The 16,365-nt window shown below is 47.8% G+C and carries 12 protein-coding genes; 7 read left to right on the top strand and 5 right to left on the bottom strand.

Going from position 1 to position 16,365, the window contains the following annotated elements:
• Positions 1 to 44 precede the first annotated feature (44 nt).
• The 6 genes from GWR21_RS16425 (at position 45) to GWR21_RS16400 (ending at position 7,758) form a co-directional block, all read left to right on the top strand.
• Positions 45 to 1,682, top strand: a complete 1,638-nt coding sequence (locus GWR21_RS16425) for a sensor histidine kinase (RefSeq protein ID WP_162332800.1) — start codon at positions 45 to 47, stop codon at positions 1,680 to 1,682.
• Positions 1,683 to 1,899: 217 nt separating this feature from the next.
• On the top strand, positions 1,900 to 4,218 hold the full coding sequence (locus GWR21_RS16420; protein ID WP_162332799.1) for a tetratricopeptide repeat-containing sensor histidine kinase: 2,319 nt from the start codon (positions 1,900 to 1,902) through the stop codon (positions 4,216 to 4,218).
• 261 nt (positions 4,219 to 4,479) lie between these two features.
• On the top strand, positions 4,480 to 5,919 hold the full coding sequence (locus GWR21_RS16415) for a sigma-54-dependent transcriptional regulator (RefSeq protein ID WP_162332798.1): 1,440 nt from the start codon (positions 4,480 to 4,482) through the stop codon (positions 5,917 to 5,919).
• A 509-nt stretch (positions 5,920 to 6,428) separates the two neighbouring features.
• Positions 6,429 to 6,914 carry a hypothetical protein gene (locus GWR21_RS16410; protein WP_162332797.1) on the top strand — a complete coding sequence of 162 codons (486 nt, stop codon included), beginning with the start codon at positions 6,429 to 6,431 and terminating at the stop codon, positions 6,912 to 6,914.
• 25 nt (positions 6,915 to 6,939) lie between these two features.
• Positions 6,940 to 7,236 (top strand): hypothetical protein, encoded by a 297-nt coding sequence (locus GWR21_RS16405; protein ID WP_162332796.1) that lies wholly within the window; start codon positions 6,940 to 6,942, stop codon positions 7,234 to 7,236.
• A gap of 165 nt (positions 7,237 to 7,401) precedes the next feature.
• Positions 7,402 to 7,758 carry a hypothetical protein gene (locus GWR21_RS16400; protein ID WP_162332795.1) on the top strand — a complete coding sequence of 119 codons (357 nt, stop codon included), beginning with the start codon at positions 7,402 to 7,404 and terminating at the stop codon, positions 7,756 to 7,758.
• On the opposite strand, the gene GWR21_RS16395 is transcribed toward GWR21_RS16400, so the two are convergent.
• The 4 genes from GWR21_RS16395 to GWR21_RS16380 form a co-directional block, all read right to left on the bottom strand.
• Positions 7,759 to 8,829, bottom strand: a complete 1,071-nt coding sequence (locus GWR21_RS16395) for an ATP-grasp domain-containing protein (protein ID WP_162332794.1) — start codon at positions 8,827 to 8,829, stop codon at positions 7,759 to 7,761. It lies immediately after the preceding gene.
• 68 nt (positions 8,830 to 8,897) lie between these two features.
• Positions 8,898 to 9,650 carry a hypothetical protein gene (locus GWR21_RS16390; protein ID WP_162332793.1) on the bottom strand — a complete coding sequence of 251 codons (753 nt, stop codon included), beginning with the start codon at positions 9,648 to 9,650 and terminating at the stop codon, positions 8,898 to 8,900.
• An 86-nt stretch (positions 9,651 to 9,736) separates the two neighbouring features.
• Entirely contained in the window at positions 9,737 to 10,978 is a 1,242-nt protein-coding gene (locus tag GWR21_RS16385) for a multidrug effflux MFS transporter (RefSeq protein ID WP_238429831.1), read from the bottom strand.
• 57 nt (positions 10,979 to 11,035) lie between these two features.
• A complete protein-coding gene (locus GWR21_RS16380) occupies positions 11,036 to 13,399 on the bottom strand; it encodes a PAS domain-containing sensor histidine kinase (protein ID WP_162332792.1) in 2,364 nt (787 codons plus the stop codon).
• 113 nt (positions 13,400 to 13,512) lie between these two features.
• Between GWR21_RS16380 and GWR21_RS16375 the strand changes: the two genes are divergently transcribed.
• Complete coding sequence (locus GWR21_RS16375; protein WP_162332791.1) at positions 13,513 to 13,743, top strand: hypothetical protein; 231 nt, start codon at positions 13,513 to 13,515, stop codon at positions 13,741 to 13,743.
• A 40-nt stretch (positions 13,744 to 13,783) separates the two neighbouring features.
• Here the strand turns inward: GWR21_RS16375 and GWR21_RS16370 are convergent, their stop codons facing one another.
• Positions 13,784 to 16,357, bottom strand: a complete 2,574-nt coding sequence (locus GWR21_RS16370; RefSeq protein WP_162332790.1) for a glycoside hydrolase family 2 TIM barrel-domain containing protein — start codon at positions 16,355 to 16,357, stop codon at positions 13,784 to 13,786.
• Positions 16,358 to 16,365: the final 8 nt, after the last annotated feature.

The raw sequence follows: 16,365 nt of genomic DNA, 5'->3' as shown, positions 1-16,365 counted from the left end.
GGAAAACCATATTTTAAATATCACCAACGTTTAACACACATAACATGACCAGGCTATTGTTGCTGACCTTTCTGGCGACAATTTGCTTGCTGCAATGTCTCGCCCGGGAAAGGAACCCACTACCTCCCAAAACGACTGTACAGACATTACTCAGCAAGCAGAAGGCAGAGGAAAGAGATTCAGGGCTCATCTATATTGATCTGGGAATGCCGGAAGCAGCAGCCGATTATTACCATAAGGCCTTGAGCCTGGCGATCACGGAGAGAGATACCGCTGTGATGCAATTCCTGACAGGGCAGCTGGCCGGCGCCTATATTGCCTTACAGGACCCTGCAACTGCGCTGAAATATCTGACGCATGAAAAGACGCATTATCCACCGGTTACTACAAATGCGCGTATACAGATGGTATCCGCATTCCTATACGCCTATATTTTACAGCATAGGGCAGACCGGGCAAGGCCCTACGCAGAAGAACTGAAGCAACTATTACCCTCGCTGGATCAGCAGGATGCGGAACGGCCATTGATCCTGATGTCCCTGCTGACATATAGCCTGGCAGTAAAAAGGTATACAGAAGCGATACAATACGGCACAGCGGCAGAAGTGCTCCTGCGGAAGTACCGGTTGTTGCCACAGATGGTCCGCTTGTATAATCAGTGGTATAAGGCCGATTCTGCGTTGGGTAATTACAATGATGCCATCAAACACTATCAGCAATACAAGTACTACAGCGATTCCATGTTCAGTCTTGCCAAAGCAGGACAGGTGAGCCAGTTGCAGGTAAAAATGGACGCCGATCGAAAAGAACACGACCTGCAGCTGAAAGAGCAGGACATCGCCTTACTGACCAGGGAAGCGCAGTTACAAACAACTGCGCTACAGAAAACACAGCTCACCAGGAACGTGATCATCGGAGGTGTATTGATGCTGGCCGTTTGTTTATTCCTGGGATACAACCGCTATCAGCTGAAACTGCGTAGTAACCATCAGCTGAAAGTGAAACAGCAGGAGGTGCGTGAGCAGCATACTTCACTACAACTGCTACTTGAAAAACAGAAAAAGCTATTGCAGGAGAAAGAGTACCTGGTACAGGAGATCCACCACCGGGTGAAAGATAACCTGGAAATCGTCATGAGCCTGCTGAAAACGCAATCCGGCTTTCTCCGTGATGAAGCAGCGCTGAAAGCGATCAGTGAAAGCCGCTCACGTATGCAGGCGATCTACCTGATCCACCAGAAATTATATCAGCAGGATAGCCATTCACTGGTGAATATGAAGTCCTATATCAGTGAACTGATCGATTACCTCAAACAGGGCATCCTGCCCGATCACCAGATTGACTTCCAGCTGGATGTCGCACCTGTGGCACTGGATGTCGCCTACACGGTGCCAATCGGTCTGACGCTGAATGAGGCGGTTACTAATGCCATTAAGTATGCCTTCACAGATACCGGGACCATTGCTGTATCGCTGAAAGAAACAGGCCGCCAGCAACTGACGTTGACCATCGCAGATAACGGCAAAGGGTTTCCGGCAGTCAAGCCTGACAATGGCAGGCAGTCTATTGGCCTGATGCTGATGAATGTGCTAAGCGAGCAATTGGAAGGGGAACTCGCTATTCAGCATGATAAGGGCGTTACAATATCGCTGAGCTTTCAATACGGGGAACACCGCGCTTAATGGATGACAATAATAATTTGTCATATTGACAATTGTAGTCATGTTTGTGGCGCAAAGAAAAGAACTAAAAAAATGTCGTATTTTCATTTTTCCTTCATCTAATAGAAACATTTTCTTTGAAGATAACTATGCTAACCAGCCGTACCTAGCTAAATAGAACAACGTCAAAAGTGGAACCTCAGGGATTTGAAGGACCTATATTGAAAATTATTGCATTATGAATAGGCTACTGATACTTTCCTATTGTATAGTCGGCTGCCTGTTCACATGTATGGCACAGGAACGGGGATTGCCGTCACGTAATATATTGCAGCAGTTACTTCTGAAAGCGACACCGGATACCGCAGATATTACGGCCCTGTTAGCGGCAGGGGAAACCTATCTGCTGCGGCCAGGTTGTTTGCGTAGTGATATGGATAGTGCTGCACTTTTCGCTGAGAAAGTGCTGAAAGCAGGTATTGCTGGAAAAGAACCCTCCTGGGAAGCCAGGGGGCACCTTTTGTTGTCTGCCATCTACCGGGAACCTGGTGATACGAAACGGGGAAAAGGATATATACGGCAGGCTATTGCCATTTTTAACCGCCTGCATGAGAAGGCGGGGTTGGCGGACAGCTACGTGGAACTGTCTAATTATTACTCCGCCGATGAGAACAGTGAGTTGCGCGAAAAGATCAGGTATCATCAACTGGCAGCGGACTTATACGCCGCGGCCGGAATGAAAAGAAAGCAGGCGCAGACGCTGCATACACTGGGCGATTACTACACCCTTGTTCCTGATCAGAAAGCGGCCAGAGACGTGCTGTTACAGGCCCTGGCCTTATATAAAGAGACTGGGTTCACCTCATTACAGGGTGTCTATGACCTGCTGGGAGTAGCCTACAATCAGTTGGGCGACCATAATAATGCCCTGAAATATGCGCTGCTGTCAGTGCGGACAGCAGAAGCGATGAAAGACAGTACCGGGCAGTTATGTGCTACCTACAACCGGCTGGGCATGATCTATTATGATATGGGGAGTGCAAAGGAGTCGATGACGTATTACCGTAAAGCCTGGGAGGTAGCAGTCAGACTGAAAGACACCGTGTCTATCCAGATACTGGCCTGCAATTTTGCACACTCCTCCATCAGGCTGGGCACCATATCCGAGGGATTAGGGCTGCTGAAAGAGGTAGAACGCCGTTATCCGCCTAAGCGTATGGATACGGATATATGGCTCAACTCCGCTATACTGGGCTGTTATGTGAAATCAGGACGATATGAGCAGGGGCGACCCTATGCGCAGCACCTGGAGGTATTAGGAAAAGGAGTAGAGAAGGCCGATCCGAAACTGGAACATATCCATGGGCCGCTCATCAAATACTACCTGGGTATCAGGCAATATGCGAAGGCCCGTACCTATGCGGCCGCCATGGCGGATATGGCATTGAAACAGGGGCATCTGAGTGTACTGGCCAGCAGCTATAATGGCTGGTTCAAAGCCGATTCAGCTCTCGGGTTATACGCAGATGCGATCAGGCATTATCAGCTATATAAAAAGTACAATGATTCTTTATTTAACATAACTAAGAGTAGGCAGATCAGCCAGTTGCAATTGCAGTTTGACGCAGAACAGAAAGACCAGGCCATCCAGCTGAAACAGCAGAATATTGAACTGCTGACCAGGGAGGGCATGCTGCAGAAAGCGGAACTACAAAAAGCGCGGGTGACCAGGAATGTGATCATCATAGGCGCCGGTATGCTGGTCATGCTGTTACTACTAGGATATAACCGTTACCAGCTGAAGCAGCGTAGTAATCAGCAGATGAAAGCACAACAGCAGGAGATCAATGAGCAGAACGTTGTGCTGCAGCACCTCATCCAGTCGCAACATAAGCTGATCGAAGAAAAGGAATGGTTACTGAAAGAGATCCATCACCGGGTGAAGAACAACCTGCAGATCGTCATGAGCCTGCTTAATACCCAGGCTGCGTTATTAGACGATAAAGATGCCCTGAATGCCATCAGGGAAAGCCGTTCCCGTATGCAGACCATTTCCCTGATCCACCAGAAGCTGTATCAGTCAGACGATATGGCCCTGATCGATATGCGTACCTACATTCACGATCTGACGGTTTATCTGAAAGATGGTTTTTCCGGTATGGCCCGTATAAGCTTTGATCTGCGTATCGCTCCGGTGAAAATGGATGTCTCCCTGGCAGTACCAGTAGGACTGATACTGAATGAAGCGATCAATAATGCCATGAAGTTCGCGTTCTCCAGTAGTGGAACAATTACTGTTTCCCTCCAGCAGACGGGCAAAGATAAGATGACCCTTGTAGTGGCAGATAATGGAAAAGGACTGCCGGAAGCACCGCTGCCTGCGGGAAAAAGGTCTATGGGGATGACACTGATGCAGACATTATGCGAACAATTAGGCGGTACATTGAACATAGAGAGCAGGAACGGTGTAATTATTACAGTCAACTTTATATACCAGGAAAAACAACCTGTTACAGGACCAGTAACGCAGCGGGAGGGGGTACCGGATTATGCCTGAGATCCATAGAGCGCACCAATGCCAGTGTAATCGTCAGGAGGCTGACGTTCTTACTATATACTGTTTGCATCTGTTTGCATCAGACATTTGCGTCGCAAAGCATAACTTTGTGCCATGGGGGAGCATATGCTGACAAGATAAGCAGGCTTCGTACCTATCAGTGAGCAACAACGAACGACATAACCATCATCATATAACACTACAACACTATATGGGAAACAGTTCCCAGCTTACTAACATTAGTAAACAAAACTGCTTAGTATGGAAGAAAAAATAATGATCGTAGAGGACGAGCTGATTGTCGCTGGCGATATAAGACTGACACTGGAGAGGGCAGGTTACAAGGTTTCCGGCGTAGCACGTTCTGTGCACAGGGCTTTGGAGTTAATTGACGCAGACAGGCCTGACCTGGTATTACTGGACATCTATCTTAAAGGAGACCAGACAGGCATTGACCTGGCGGTTGAACTGAATAAATCAAATATTCCTTTTGTATATCTGTCTGCCAACTGCAACCGTCAGGTGCTGGAGGCAGCAAAGGTTACCCAGCCCTATGGCTTTATTGTAAAGCCATTCAGGGAAAAGGACCTGCTGGTAACGCTGGATATTGCACGTTACCGCTATGAACACCACCGGGTACTGAAAGTGAAGCCAGGTGTATCGACTTCGTCAAATGATATGCGTTTGCCGGCATTGCCTGTGCAGGGTGTGATAGAAGAGCCGGTCAGCGAATTGCCACCACTGCCTAATTTTGAAGGGATTATTGGTAACAGTGCTGCTATGCTTCGTGTATTTGAGCTGATGCGGCAGGTAGCTCCGCTGGACACGTCGGTATTGATACTGGGAGAAACAGGTACAGGTAAAGAGGGCGTGGCCAATTGTGTGCATAACCTGTCACAGCGTAAAGCTAAACCATTCGTGAAAGTTAACTGCGCGGCATTGCCGACGCACCTGATAGAATCAGAACTGTTCGGACATGAGAAAGGCGCTTTTACGGGTGCACTGGAAAAGCGCATTGGTAAGTTTGAGCGTGCAGATGGAGGTACGATCTTCCTGGATGAAATTGGAGATATGCCTGCCGATTTGCAGGTGAAACTACTGCGTGTATTACAGGAGAAGGAAATTGAGCGCATTGGTGGAAATGGGCCTATCAAGGTGAACGTGCGCATCATTGCGGCTACCAACCGTAACCTGGAAAAAGAGATTGCAGAAGGCCGTTTCCGGCTGGACCTGTATTACAGGTTGCATGTATTTCCGATACTACTGTCTTCACTACGTGAACGCAAAGATGATATCCCGCTGCTGGTGTGTCATTTTATGCGTTTGTATTCGGCAGCCACAGGCAAGCAGGTGCGTGATATTGCACCGGCAGCAATGAAACAGCTGATGGAGTATAGCTGGCCGGGTAATGTGCGCGAACTGCAGAATCTCATAGAGAGAAGTGTGTTGCTGGCGAGAGAAACAACTATCAGGGAAGTCGTATTGCCGATAGGCACAAAGAAAGAAGTCACTACACCAAACGGTGATACTGATATTAAAACTATTGTGGAATTAGAAAGAGAACACATACTTACTGTTCTGAAAAAGTGTAATCATAAGATCTCCGGACCTGGCGGCGCTGCGGAGTTACTGAACCTACCGCCATCGACACTCGCATCGAAGATGAAAAAACTAGGTATTGTAAAAAGACATACGTTATAAAGTTCTCCATAAAAAGTACAACAGAAGAGTTGATTAGGCAATTGACTTTCAGGCGCTGTGTAAGTAGTTTTGTTACAGATTCAGCAAGCGAATAAATAAGAAGTTAAAGACAGGAATTATTGAGCAGAAGAGCCGTTGAAAAAGTAGCTGGGAAATGTGTAAAGGTTATCGGCAATTAGTAGCTTATAAGGGATAGCTGCAGTCTGTAGACGATAGGCAATAGTTCATATGGCACAGCGCACATAGAACGACACGAAAGCTTAATCGGACATAGTTAAAGACAGGAAATACAACATACCGTGTTTTGCTGTGAACTATAGTTTATCGACTATGGACTGCTTCCTCTCCTGATGCATGGATCTGAAACTAAAGAAGTATATCCTTCCTTTTATTCATACAGTGGAGCTTGATTGTTAATGGCCGTTTCTCTCCAGGAACGGTCCTTTTTTTCGTAAAAAGGGTCCGTAGTCACTTCGTATATTTGTTACTAGAACCCACAATATCCTTCTATGGACGATAAATCAATCATAGCCGACCAACTGAATGATCTGGAAGAGATGATGATGCCGCGAAGAAAGGAACTGATCTCCTGGTGGATAAAGTTTTTCAGTTACATTTTCCTGCTGCTGGGTGCACTCGTTATCTTCCTGTACCCACTGATGTTCCTGCTGGGACAGAACTATACATTTTCAGTGTATGGACTGGAGAGCAGCGATCGCTATTCTTTGCTGATGCTGGGCATCGTTGTGCTGTTTATACTGAAAGGATGTGCGGCATTCGGATTACTATGGGAAAAAGACTGGGCCGCAGATATCGCATTAATAGACGGATTTGCCGGTATTGGCATCTGTATTTTTGTAATTGTATACAGTTACTTCAGCCCACATGTACCTTTCGTTCCCTACCGGCTGGAACTCGTATTGCTGATCGGATACGTAGTCAGGATCATGAGAATACGCCGCGACTGGAAACGTGGCCACGGAAAGATCGTTTAGCTTTAATCACTCTAAATAAATTACTATGGAACATCATTATGATACGGTTGCCAATGCTATCAATCAATTGAGACAGCAGGGCTTTACCGTTGACTTTAACCTGGAAGGCAATTATCTCATTTGTCCAGGTAATAAGATCGGACTGGATGGCTTCAGGATCGTTGAAGTGTACCGGTATGAAGGTGAGAGTGATCCATCAGATGAAGCGGCCGTATATGCCATCGAATCAGTAAGTGGTATCAGGGGTGTACTGGTAACTGCTTATGGTCCTTCCGCCGATGTAGTTAGTGAGGAAATGCTGGAAAAACTGAAAATAAGATAACGTTCCCCGGTACGTGGTCATTTGTAGACAGGTGTTTCACTGCTGAGTAGGTATATTCCGATGCTATTTTTACCTTAATATAGTTAGTTGTGCATTTTATCTGGTAGAATAATATACATATGTGGATTGGTGTAGTATTTGAAATTAAAATATTATTCTATATATATGCGCGAATTATTACAGATAAGATCACAGCTGGAGGCGCTGGAATACAAGGACCAGTCAAGCCTGTTTGAACTGAGGATGGCATTAATGAATGCCGGTACGCTGTTGACTTCCCGGCATCTGGCTAACCAGCGGGACGAGAAACATGTGATGACCTCGAAGCTTTTGTTGCTGGCATTCCGCAACGTGCGACATTACTACCACTTGCTGGAGACGACGCGGGAAGCCCATCGGGAAGTCTTTTCTAATATCAGGGAACTGGCGGTACAGGACCTTGCGTCTTTATACAGGAACCTGCGCCCCTCTAATGTGGTCAACATGATACAGGAGCAACCATTGTTAAGTGCAGTCAGATAGTTATACTTTTATAAACCGCCATTGTTGGCGCAGCATGTTTTCAAGCAGGTCAGGGAATGTCCAGCCTATCTTACGTGCAGCCAGCGCTGACAGGCTGTCCTGATCCATTCTGTGTGGACGGGATGCACCAGTCATATTGGGTTTCATATTCAGGTCAAACAGGAAATATTTCCCCTGTTCATCCTGGCGGCAGTCAATTCTTACAGGTGCTCTTGCGCCGACTAAAGCCGCAGCAGATTCACATTGTTTACATAAAGTGATAATGGCGGATGATTGCAATGATGCATCGTCCAGTACCCTGCTGTTATTCACCACTGCTATGGTACCATTGTAGGGAGCTACACCATCATGGTGATTGAACCGCTCTACGGGGGGGAGGCTCCAGTAATTGATCTTCTCCTGGCAGATGTCATTGATCTTATACTTACCCGGTGGCATGACTGTAATGGTCAGTTCCTTTCCGGTAAGATACTTTTCCACATACACGGCACTTCCGTATTTGTCTTCTCTGAACATAATATCCAGCATTTCATCTAATGCGGCGGCGGTATGTATTACATGAACGCCTTCGCTTCCTCTGCCCCTAATGGGTTTTACCACCACAGGGAAGGAGAAATTCAACTGGTAATCGTGCAGGTTATCCTTATTGATCAGGATTGCAGGCGGAATGGGAAGGTTGTTTCGCTGAAGCAGTTTGTTGGTCGTCCATTTATCATCATAGAGGTCGGTATTCCGCGGCAATTGTCCTACAGCAGCGATGCCTTTTTTCAAAAAGGGCTCTACAGGATGGCCGTTATACAGGATGGTATTCAGCCATAACACCTGTGCGCCCTTGGCGAGAGCATGACGTATACCCGCTTCAGTATCCGGAAACACCCAGTCAAGGTCTATGGCGAGCTGAGGGTGGATCACAGGGGTACTAACCGGTATTTGTTTCTCGCGTAGAGCATAGGCGATATCCGCTCCGCTGTCTGAATAGCCTCCGGGTTTCATGGGCTTGAGGATGCCGTTTCTCGCTGGTGGTTGTTGCGCCTGATAAAGCAGTGCGACGGGGGTACCGGTTACTGACATGGTCTACTGTTTAAAACGTGAATGTAAAGAAAAATACAATCACCTGACAGCAGTGACGGCCACTGTGATCAGGGTTGATTGAGTCTTCTTTCTAATCGTTCATATCGGGCCGGCTGTACGAATACAAGACTGGTATGATCGCTGTATTTGACAAGTCTTTCCTTTCTTTCGGTGCCAATCAGTACTTTATTTAGTAGCAGATAAATGGCGTGATTGTCGGGTGTGCAGCCATTCGTGTTGGAAAAGGTGATGCTGTGCAGTGTCTCATCCAGCTTTGCGTAGATCGTATATTTGATCTCCAGGGCCGATAGCTGTTTGAATCCATAGCAGATTTCCAGTTTAATATGATTATCTGCCAGGATGTTCCGCATAGCAGTCATGATCAGGTCTGTATAGTTAACGGGTTCGCCTACACATTCGTTAGACAGTGGCGCGAACACTTTGTTATGTTCCAGTGCTGCCACTTCCAGGGAAGGGGCTGTCTTTTGCAGGTAGTCACCCGGCGATTGCAGTGCTGTACTGAACGTTTCCATTTCATTGACGATACGGATATAGTCCTGCAGGCTATAACGGGTCACGGGTAAAGTCGCTGTTTCCTGTCCGGTTACTGAAGAGCTATGTGTGTTGCTGACTATTTCCTGTGTCCAGGACTTCGCCATATTTTGTTGCAGGATGTGGAATTCTTCTTCCGTTACCGGATGAGCCGTGTATTTGTAATGCCCGATATCAGCATTGATCTTCAGATCAAAGTTCTTATTGGCCGAGTGCCGGTTACAATGTATGCTGATGAGGGCGAGCAGAAGTAAGCAATAATTTTTCATAGAATATATGGCTGGGGGCTAAGATAAAAAAGAACGGCCATATGATCATGGCCGTTCGTGTGTGAAAATATTGTATGTGTGGATAATTAGTGGAGGACAACCGCGTCACTGCTGTCATGCAGGAATACCGGATTGGTGATGCGCATTGCGCCGATAAATAGTACGGTGACTGCTATAATCGCTGTTACCGCCATGAGCATCGTCATCGGGACGGCAGTTGCCGACTCAAATGAGCTCACAGCAGCAGATGCAAGTCCGCCGATGCCCATTTGCAAAGCGCCCATCAACGCTGCTGCGGTACCCGCATTCTTTTTAAAAGGCGCAATGCTCAATGCAGATGCATTCGGATTGACAAACCCGAGGCAGCTCAGGAAAAGGAACAGCAGGGTAATTGTAGATGCCAGTCCAAACCAGCCCAGGTAAGTACCTACGAAAAATACGATGCCAAAGAACGCTTGTCCTACAAGTGCAACACGGACGATCTGTTCACTGCGGAAGTAACGTAATGTCAGACTATTCAGCTGGCTGGAGCCAATGAAGCCTACTGACAATCCCGCGAAGATCCATCCGAAATGTTGTTTGGAAACGTGTAATATTTTCATGAATACGACCGGTGACGAGGCGACGTATACAAATAATCCGGAGAACGCGAATGCACCTGTTAAGGCATAGGTATAAAACTGCGGTTCACGCATCACTGACCAGAAGCCATTGATGATATGCCTGGGTGCCAGCGACATGGAAGTGTCCGGCTGATGGCTCTCCGGTAGAAAGAAAAAGCAGGCGGCCATTAACAGTATACCCATTCCACCAAGCACGATGAAGATAGCCTGCCAGCTCCAGGCAGTAGTAATATATCCGCCGACAGTAGGTGCAAGCATCGGAGAGGCGCCTACTACTAACATCAGCAGGGCAAATACTTTCGCGCTATCCTTAATAGGAAAGAGATCACGCACCATGGCAACAGAAGCCACCGTAGCGGCGCAGCTACCAATGGCCTGTATAAAGCGCAGTACGACGAATGAGTCGAGCGATCTTGCCGCAATGCATCCTGCGGAGGCAAGGATGTAGACGATCAGTCCGATGTATAGCGGTTTTTTCCTGCCGAATCTGTCCAGTAATGGTCCATAGATGAGCTGCCCGGCGGAAATACCGATAAAATAGCTCGACAGGGAAAGACCAATCCTTTCTATTGTTGTATGCAGATCGTCCGCTATCGCCTGATAGCCGGAGAGATACATGTCTATTGAAAATGGCCCTAAGGCAGTCATGGTACCCAGTATGAGTATCAGGGACCAGTATTGCCGGGTCGGCATCTGTGCTTCCATTCAATCAGTATTTGAGAGTGTAAAACTATACAATCATATCGGAAAGTTCCAATATGCTTATTGCTTGATAGGAATAAGGATGTGGAAGCTGGCGCCTTCATTAACGACCCCCCTGGCATAAATGATCCCGTGGTGATTGCTCACCACCTTTTCGCATAAGGCGAGACCGATGCCAGTACCGGAGTAGACGTCTCTTGTATGGAGGCGTTGAAATAAGGTAAAGATCTTTTCTGCGTGACGTTGTTCGAAACCAATGCCATTATCGCTGACGATGATTTCATACCAGCTCCATGATGGGTTTAATTGTGGATGCGTGGAAATTTCTGCGGCGGAGAGTAGATGCCCGCTGATATTTATTTGGGGAGTCATGTCCTGCCTGGAGAATTTGATAGCATTACCGATGAGGTTGAAAAAGAGTTGCCGTATTTGCAGAGGAACGGCTGCTATCTGCTGCAGGGGTGAGACATTCAAAGTTACATTTTTTTCTCTGATGGCAAGTTCGAAATCTTCTTTTACTTCTTCGATGATGAGATTGATATCGGTAGGGACGAAGGTGTTCTCTGACCTGTTCAGGCGGGAGAAATTGAGCAGATCACTGATCAGTGCTGTCATACGATTGACTGAAATATCTATTTTGCTGAGATATTTACGGGTGAAAGTGTCCGTTGTGTCTGCTGATCTGTTGAGCAGGATATCAGAGAATATTTTAATTTTCCGGAGGGGCTCCTGCAGATCATGACTCGTGACATAAGCGTATTGTTCCAGGTTGTTATTGACCTTTTCGAGTGATTTGTTCACTTCCTGTAGTTCCTCATTGGCGAGGCTCAGTGCCCGTGTTCGTTCATTGACAAGTCTTTCCAGTTCCTGTTGCCGCTGTCTTTCCTCGGTAATATCCTGTGATATACCCACAATGATATAGGGTTGGGCTGCATCATCCAGTAACACTTTACCGGAAGTCTGGATCATGCGTTTTTCGCCGGTCCTGAAATTAGTGATCTCATATTCAATGTTGATGATTCGATCCGACCCGGGCTGTAATGCATTCTCAATAGCCTGCTGCATAATAGAGGGATCGGTCATACAGGCAGTTGCTTCCTCTGCAGTAATAGGCTCTCCCGGGAGCGCACCAAACCATGCCTGTTTGCGTTCAGCGAGTGTGATTTCCCCCGTTTGCAGGTTGATTTTCCAGTCTCCCAGTTTGGCAACTTCAATAGCTGTACGCAAATTCTCTTCTGCCTCTGCCAGCTGTTGCTTCGCTTTCACCTGCTCAGTGACTTCCATTGCAGTATTCATGACGCCATAGATCTCGCCATGTTCATTCCGCAATGCTGTATAGGTAAAGTTATAGTAGGTAGGTGTGAGAACGCCATTTCTCATCAGCAGTACTTTTTCTTCTACTGCGTGATGAGTGATCCCTGTTTCGTATACGTTGTCCAGCAGTTCAAAGAAGGGCTGTCCTTCCAGCTCTGGTAGCGCCTCGCGGAAGGTTTTCCCGATGACAGAACGGTCTTTCTCCCACGCTTCCAGTATGGCGTCGTTAATAGTATGGATCCGTAGTTCTTTACCGACATAAATACCAATCGGCGTAGGCGACTGTGCGACAAAACTTTTAAATCTTTCTTCACTTTGCTCGGCCCTTCTGCGCTGCATGACGGACTGAGTGACATCAATGGCATGCACAAGTATCTGAAATACCTTGCCGGTAGCATCTTTGATAGGTTGATAGATAAAGTTGAAGAATACATTTTCACGTATACCAGTGCCATATTTGTCCAGGCCTATTTCTATTTCATGTCCTATAAACGGCTGACTGGTGCGGTACACATCGTCGAGTAATTCATAGATACCCTGATCTGCCAGTTCAGGTAGTGCCTCCCGGATTGGTTTACCTACGATCTCTCTTTCAGCTCCTATAGTTTGCATGTACATTTTATTCGCAAGCAGATATACATGTTCGGGACCGCTCAATACCGCAATGACGGCCGGCGCATCCATCAGTAATTGATAGAAATTTTCACGCTCTTTATTGATAAGTTGTGCCTCCGTCCAATCATCTGTTTGAGAAATATGATTTGTCCCGCTGGTTGTGCCATGTTCAATGACCATGACGATGGTACGGGCCACAAGTTTCCAGAAATGATGGTCTGTTGTAGCAGGTTGCTTACCTGATCTGTAACTGAGCACCAAACTTCCGTGGCACTTTCCTTGTTTTCCTGTTAACGGAACCGTGTGAGAACTGTTAGCAGGGGCAGCAACGGGAGTTTCGATGGGTGTGATCGTGGCAGTAAGATCTTTCTCCAGACTGTTTATCCAGGAAGTGATCTGTGGGAGGATCTGTTCAGCAGGTACATGTTCCAACAGCATTTCCATAATGCTGGTCTGATACGCTAACAATGCTTCCAGCCGGTTTACTTGTCCCACGCATCGGTTTATCTCATGACGGTTGTCAGGTATTATTTGCTCATTATCGGTACTGCTCATAGTATCAGGAACGTGGATTGGCTAATCCGTAAAATAAAGATACAGGAAAAATAATGGCATTTCTTTCTTTTGTATCCAATATCACAGGACATGTAGCGACACTGGCCGGCAAGATCACCGGGCAGGATATGTCGGACACAGTTACTGAAAGAGAAGATCTATATATGCCTGCCAGTACCGGGGTTTTTCATCTTCAGCGGGATACCGGGTGGTATATGTTCAAGGTGATCGGAATGGCTACATTCTTCGTAATACCGGTAGTGCTGATCACGATCGTCTTGTAGGATATTTATCCGGTAATGGTGCACCAGATGTTGGAAAGTTTTAAATAAAAAACGGTAAAATACTACCAGCTGACTGCATACATTCAGCTGGTAGGTCGGATATACGCAGGATATACAAGCGACGAACTAGCGACGAACTAGCGACGAACAAGCGACGGCCAAACTTTATCCGCTGCGTTGTAATGCTGATTTTAGCCTTTTTTAGACCATTGTTTTTTGCCTGGAGACTTATCTCGCCTGGCCGTTCACTGGCCCTTAAAATGACTAATGCGCGTCCCTGATACGTTTTTATGCGGAGTTGTTGGAAGCTGGCCGGACAATCCGGACAGGCATTCCCTGCTCCTGCCAGACTCCCTGCACCATTTATGGTCAGTTCTAATGGTAAATTAGCGGTAGGTACCACTCTGCCCAGGTCATCCACGATCTCCACCTGCACATATGCCAGTGACCCATTGCCGGCAGGGATCTGGGTATGGTCCGCCTTCAGGCGGATAGCGACGGGCGGATTAGTGGTAGCGAGCGTTTTAAAGCCGGTTTCATTGCCTTTGGCGTCATAGGCAAATGCTGTTAATACCCCCGGTTTATAGGGAACGTCGAAGGTGACGGTTAGGGGGGTATCATCGGCGATCTCTTTCATGGCTATCCGGAAATCATTCAGGATAAGGTCGATCTTTTTAGCCCGTGCGAATACGCGAACCTGCATAACGGTATCGTTCATGCCCGACCAGTTCCAGGACGCTGATTCGTCTGGCCATCCCCAGCGGCTGACCTTTTCCTGTTTGCCCTTTGCGACGGGCGCATGAACGAGCATTTCTACCGGGCTATTCCGCCATACGACATCGCGGTAGAAGGACTGGGGTTTTTTATTGCCAATGAGGTCGATATCACCGCAGTTCGCATTGATCCAGGGGAAGGTGCGCCGGCCAGCGCCAGCGCCATTGTAGGTCTGATGACCGATACCCGCTTCTCCGAGATAGTCCATGGCTGTCCATACGAAATCACCAATCACATATGGCAATCCCTGCACCTGGTTCCAGGCGTCATACAACTGGGAGGGGAATGTTTCTGTGCCCATTATGATACGTCCTGGTACGCGGCGGGCATCCAGGGCATAATTCTGCCACTGGTAGTTATAGCCGGCTACATCCAGCATGGCAAATACAGGATCGGCAGCCGTCCATTTGTAAGGGCGGTCCCAGAACTCAGGTACCCCGGCGGTGATGGCATGTGTAGTATCATACCGGTGGATGGCCTGTATCATATCTCTGGCGATGGCCAGTCCGTCCGGATCTGCCCTTTCAGGGATCTCGTTGCCGATGCTCCACATAACGACAGCAGGATGATTTCTGTCACGCAGTACAATGCTGCGGAGGTCCCGCTCCCACCATTCAGGGAAGGATACGTGATAGTCCTGCGGAAGTTTCTGTTCTGTCCATACGTCAAACATTTCGTCTATCACCAGCATGCCGAGACGGTCGCAGGCTTCCAGGAATTTCTCTGACGGCGGATTATGACTTGTCCGGATGGCATTGAATCCATTCGCCTTCATCAGTTCCACTTTTCTTTCTTCTGCCCGGTCGAAAGCCGCGGCGCCTAAGAGTCCGTTATCGTGATGCAGACAACCTCCTTTCAGCAGGAGGCGCGTTCCATTCAGCAGGAAGCCCTTGCCCGCACTGATACTGATGCGCCGTATGCCTGTCTGATAGATCAGTTCATCGGGATAGGCAGGTTTTTGGGTTTGTAGTGTGTCGATTAGCCGGATGGCGGTGGTATACAGGTAAGGTCGTGCCGGTGACCATAGACAAGGGTTGGTGACAGTCAGCTGTTTCATGACAGTTACAGGTGTTGTGCCATTGAGCTGTACTGGCTGTGCCGCAGTGGCGATGACCTGTCCAGTACTGTCTTTCAGACTGATCTCTATGATCTTGTGGTCGTTATTATTTCCCCTGATGGCTGTCGTTACCTGCACAATAGCCTGTTGTTTACCTGCTTCCGGGAAGGAGATGAACGTGCTGTCTTTTATGAGGTGGGCGGCAGGCAGTACCTGAAGATGCACGTGCCTGTAGATACCAGCACCAGTATACCAGCGGGCATTCAGTCCTTCATTGCGGACCCTGACGGCTACGACGTTCTTTTGGCCTGCGGGAGCCAGGTAAGGTGTCAGGTCGTAGGTGAAAGGCGTGTACCCATATGGGTGATTGCCGAGCGGGTGACCGTTAATCCAGACGTCAGCATGCCTGTAGACGCCTTCAAAATGGATAGCGACGGTTTGTCCGGCAAGCGGAGGCAGGATGAAGGATTTTCTGTACCAGGCAGTGCCTCCTACCACGTAGGCGCCATGCTCCCGGGCGGGGCTGTATTTATAGAAAGGCCCGATGATAGTGCTGTCGTTTTGACCAGGCAGGTCTTCTATGGCCCAGTCATGCGGGAGGTGGACGGTCCGCCAGTTGTTATCGGGGAAGTCTGCTTTTTCTGCTCCCGGCAGACTATCTTTCGTGAATTGCCAGTAGTCGTCCAGCAGCTGATCTCTCAGCAGCCGCAGTTTTTTCGTCTGACCATAGGATGCAACAGACAGCAGCAGGCAGGCTGATATTAAAATTTTTCTCAGACTCATGAGTTTCG

Origin of the sequence: Chitinophaga agri (assembly GCF_010093065.1) — a bacterium.
GTDB lineage: Bacteria > Bacteroidota > Bacteroidia > Chitinophagales > Chitinophagaceae > Chitinophaga > Chitinophaga agri.
The sequence above is the reverse complement of the archived record's forward strand: the minus strand, read 5'-3'. Positions and strand labels throughout refer to the sequence as shown.

What these genes read in the sequence shown, in the direction of transcription:
- GWR21_RS16375 (WP_162332791.1), top strand. Translation starts at nt 13,513, where the DNA reads ATGGCATTTCTTTCTTTTGTATCCAATATCACAGGACATGTAGCGACA.
- GWR21_RS16405 (WP_162332796.1), top strand. Translation starts at nt 6,940, where the DNA reads ATGGAACATCATTATGATACGGTTGCCAATGCTATCAATCAATTGAGA.
- GWR21_RS16420 (WP_162332799.1), top strand. Translation starts at nt 1,900, where the DNA reads ATGAATAGGCTACTGATACTTTCCTATTGTATAGTCGGCTGCCTGTTC.
- GWR21_RS16415 (WP_162332798.1), top strand. Translation starts at nt 4,480, where the DNA reads ATGGAAGAAAAAATAATGATCGTAGAGGACGAGCTGATTGTCGCTGGC.
- GWR21_RS16370 (WP_162332790.1), bottom strand. Translation starts at nt 16,357, where the DNA reads ATGAGTCTGAGAAAAATTTTAATATCAGCCTGCCTGCTGCTGTCTGTT.
- GWR21_RS16390 (WP_162332793.1), bottom strand. Translation starts at nt 9,650, where the DNA reads ATGAAAAATTATTGCTTACTTCTGCTCGCCCTCATCAGCATACATTGT.
- GWR21_RS16400 (WP_162332795.1), top strand. Translation starts at nt 7,402, where the DNA reads ATGCGCGAATTATTACAGATAAGATCACAGCTGGAGGCGCTGGAATAC.
- GWR21_RS16425 (WP_162332800.1), top strand. Translation starts at nt 45, where the DNA reads ATGACCAGGCTATTGTTGCTGACCTTTCTGGCGACAATTTGCTTGCTG.
- GWR21_RS16385 (WP_238429831.1), bottom strand. Translation starts at nt 10,978, where the DNA reads ATGGAAGCACAGATGCCGACCCGGCAATACTGGTCCCTGATACTCATA.
- GWR21_RS16395 (WP_162332794.1), bottom strand. Translation starts at nt 8,829, where the DNA reads ATGTCAGTAACCGGTACCCCCGTCGCACTGCTTTATCAGGCGCAACAA.
- GWR21_RS16410 (WP_162332797.1), top strand. Translation starts at nt 6,429, where the DNA reads ATGGACGATAAATCAATCATAGCCGACCAACTGAATGATCTGGAAGAG.